This is a genomic window from Psittacicella hinzii, assembly GCF_003585935.1.
GTDB classification, from domain to species: domain Bacteria; phylum Pseudomonadota; class Gammaproteobacteria; order Enterobacterales; family Psittacicellaceae; genus Psittacicella; species Psittacicella hinzii.
Map to the genome: position 1 here is coordinate 1 of NZ_NRJG01000132.1, position 3,854 is coordinate 3,854.

The 3,854-nt window shown below is 33.3% G+C and carries 2 protein-coding genes and 1 pseudogene; all 3 read right to left on the reverse strand.

Features of this window, described 5'->3' with window-relative positions; all coding sequences use genetic code 11:
- Positions 1 to 1,471: pseudogene (locus CKF58_RS06700) on the reverse strand (hypothetical protein); the annotation flags it as partial.
- Between the two features lie 61 nt (positions 1,472 to 1,532).
- Positions 1,533 to 2,279, reverse strand: coding sequence for a hypothetical protein (locus CKF58_RS06705; RefSeq protein WP_119532230.1), 747 nt, complete (start codon positions 2,277 to 2,279; stop codon positions 1,533 to 1,535).
- A gap of 5 nt (positions 2,280 to 2,284) precedes the next feature.
- Positions 2,285 to 3,631, reverse strand: a complete 1,347-nt coding sequence (glmM, locus tag CKF58_RS06710; RefSeq protein ID WP_119532232.1) for a phosphoglucosamine mutase — start codon at positions 3,629 to 3,631, stop codon at positions 2,285 to 2,287.
- Positions 3,632 to 3,854 lie beyond the last annotated feature (223 nt).

Sequence of the window (3,854 nt, forward strand, 5' to 3'; positions counted from 1 at the left end):
CTGCATATCTTATTGGAAGAAACGTATTCTCGCTTAATAAGGTATCAGGTAAATAAATAGTCTTATTATTTACATTATTTAAATAATGAGAAAGTTTAAAACTCTTAGTTAATTTAGTTGCTTCATTAGTTTGAGTATTTTGCTCCTCATCTTGAAATTCGACCTCTTTAACCAGTTCTTGACAGCTAATGCCTTCAGGACTAAGAGAAGCAAATCTTTCACCCATCACATTACGTATGGTTGCCCCAAAATTATACATATCATCAACTTGATTGATAATTTCTATATTTTGTTGCATTCTTTCTTGTTCTTGCTCACCGTTAATGCGATCGTTCTGGAAACAAGCTTTCCATTCGGCAAATAATGGGAATTTATTAACTTCAACAATTACAAGAGGACATTCTACCTTACGATATTTTGCGCTTAGTTTAAAGTAGTCAGCTAATTGTTCTGGAGTATAAGAGAAAAATTCTTTAACGTCTTCTGGATTAGCTAATAGATTTACTAGTATTACTTCTCTTTGTTTAGCATCACTATAACCTACTAAATTATCTAAACTAATTACAGGCATAGCTCCATGATACGCACGTGAGCCGTATCCTGGATTAAAGTAAACAAAACGGAAGTTACGCTGTGACGTTACAAAAGTTTTAACAAAATCTTTTCTTCTAAATTTTGCTAAAAACTCAAAACATTCTGCTGGACTACGATTGATATTAAATAATTTTGATTGCTCTTGAGCCGTAAATTCTTCTAAATCTATTCTCTTACCATTAAGTAATCGTAATAATTGTACGCATGCTTTAACATCCGACATAGCGTCGTGGGCATTTTCGTGCATTAATCGATTTACACGAGAAATATCCTCAAGTTTAAACGAATACTTACCGTCTTCTTTTACATGCCATTGTAAAGCTTTGGGACAAAGAGACGCATAGGCAATAACAATATGATATAGATCCATACGGCTATTACCATTAGTAAAAAACCAGCTATATGGATTAATAAAATTACGGAAGAATAAATTTGATGTTACTTTATCATCAAAATTTAGGTTGTTATAACCTAGAATACACGTATTCTTATTAGCAGTTAGATAACTATACCAGTTATACGCTAAATCTTTTTCTGATAACTTAGCACTAGTAGCTAAACGACCTATTAATTCGTAATCTACGCTACCATCAACATCTATTTTCTTTCTGATTTTAAAGCCAGTTTTAATAGAGGCAAATGGATTAATAATTTTATCTGGATAAATTTCGGTTTCAAAGTTATAAGCAATATCATTACTTCTAACTTTAAACTCACTATCCAATTTCATAGCTGCTAATTGTGTGATACCAGTAGATTTAGTATCTATCCCGTAAGTTTCATAGTCATAGACTATATAGGTGATTGCATCATCACCTGACTTACTTTCAAACTTCTTATTAGCATTGGGGTTACTGCGAAATTTTGCTGCTTTCATCTAGCACTCACCCTAGAATTTATACTTATGGAGATGAAAAAATAAGCGCTAATTTTAGCGCTTATTTATATGAATTATCAGATAAAGATCCATAGTATAGCGCAAGTAGGGCACATGCTTCGTATGCTGCAATACTTCTACTTAGATCTTTATTATTTTCTGCAAAAAAGTCACTTACACCAGCATACTCTAAGTAGAGTTTGCATAGTGTTAAGGCTTCTGTAAATTGAGTGCTGCTAATCGTGTGATAAAAACTAGCATCACGTAAATTTTGTAAAGAAAACTTATCAAGCTTGTAATTACTAATAATTCTTGCTCGTAAGTTTTCACCTTGAGAAGAGAAACGATTTACTGTTACTTCTTTTGGATAAGCAAATGCGCTCGTAGCTTGTATATCTGTATATGATTTACCTGAATAAACTCCAGCATAGCGTAAGCAAGTTAGAAACTTGTTTATGTTTTCTATGCCTGTAGTTGCTAGGGCAATATTATTGCTCGCAAATACTTCATTACAAGCATTAGTCATGGCATTTTCGATATCACTTGTAGGAATTGCTTTCGCAGTTGTTTCTTCATTAGCAAAAGAATTATAGGTAATACCTTTTAATAACTCATTATTTGCAAATGGAGCTTGATCAAAAGTTGCAAACGAATTACTATTTTTACTTATATTACCTGGCACTTTAACTTGATTACAGTAAGATAATAGTGCAGAAAGCAATACTACCACCGGTAAAGCTAAAAGTACTCTTTTACCCCAAGGATTTCTCTCTAACCACAGATTAAATCTTCTAAAAAAATTATTCATTCAAATTAGATTTGGTATTTGTTAAGTTCTGCAACAATTTGTTCACAATATGCTTGTGCAACTTCTTGCGTTGGGTGTTCTACCATTACGCGAATAATCGGTTCGGTACCAGAAGCACGTAAAAGCAGACGACCACCTTCAGGACTTAATTTTTCTTCTAAATCTTTTAATAATTGCTGTACTGATGGTTTATCAATTACCCCACTTTCTAACTTATCAATACGAACATTAATTAGCACTTGTGGGAATAAAGGAACTTCAGCAATCATTTGATCAAGAGTCTTATTAAAATGACTTAATGATCTTAAGGTTGCTAGTGCTGCAATAATACCATCACCAGTTTGGTTTTTATTTAGATGAATAATGTGTCCTGAGTTTTCACCACCAAGATACCAATTATTATCTAAAAGTTTTTGTAGAACATAACGGTCACCTACAGCAGCACGATCTAGAGGAATATTTAATTTTTTCAGTGCTGTTACTAAACCGTTATTAGTCATTAAAGTACCAACAACACCTTTGTCACCTAAACGGTTTGTTGCTTTTTCGTAAGCAGCTAAGATGTAAAGGATTTGATCTCCATCTACAACCTTACCGCTACCAGAAACCATAATTACACGGTCACCATCACCATCAAAGGCAATACCTAGATCAGCTTGGTTGTCTTGTACTTTTTTCACTAAAAAGTCAATGTGAGTTGAACCACAGTTATCGTTAATATTGATACCATTTGGTTGGTTACCAACTGCAATAACATCAGCACCTAACTCTTGGAATACTGAAGGGGCAATATGATAGGTTGCACCGTTTGAACAGTCAATAACAATTTTTAGACCATTTAAGCTAAAACGAGTTGAGAAACTTGCTTTACAAAACTCAATATAACGACCTACAGCGTCAACAACACGTTTAGCACGACCTAAAGCGACGTTATCAACACATTCTAATGGTAATTCTAGATATTTTTCAATTTCTAATTCTACTTCGTCTGGTAGTTTTGTACCATCAGAGTTAAAGAACTTAATACCATTATCATAATATGGGTTGTGTGATGCAGAAATAACTACACCAGCATCCATACGGAAAGTTCTGGTTAAATAAGAAATAGCTGGGGTAGGCATTGGACCAGTAAGATAAGAAGCTACACCAGCTGCTGCAAAACCAGCTTCAAGAGCAGACTCTAACATATAGCAACTAATACGTGTATCTTTACCGATTAATACTTTACTATTTTTATTATGAGAAGCTAGAACTTTACCAGCTGCCCAGCCTAATTTTAAAGCAAATTCTGGAGTGATTTTCTCACCAACTTTACCACGTACTCCATCAGTACCAAAGTATTTACGCTTCATAAATTCTAATAATATTAAATGTTAACAATCTTAGTCTTCACATTAGAATGATGTGTAAACCGGTGCTTTTATTTTATCATACGTTGAGGCTGCTCACTTGGCTATCAATCCAAGATTTCCATATTTGCTCCTAATCTAATATTTAGTCCTAAAGATTGAATTAAATAGTTGCTAAATTTATAGATAAAGTGTATAATATACAGCTGTTACAATTACTTAATTA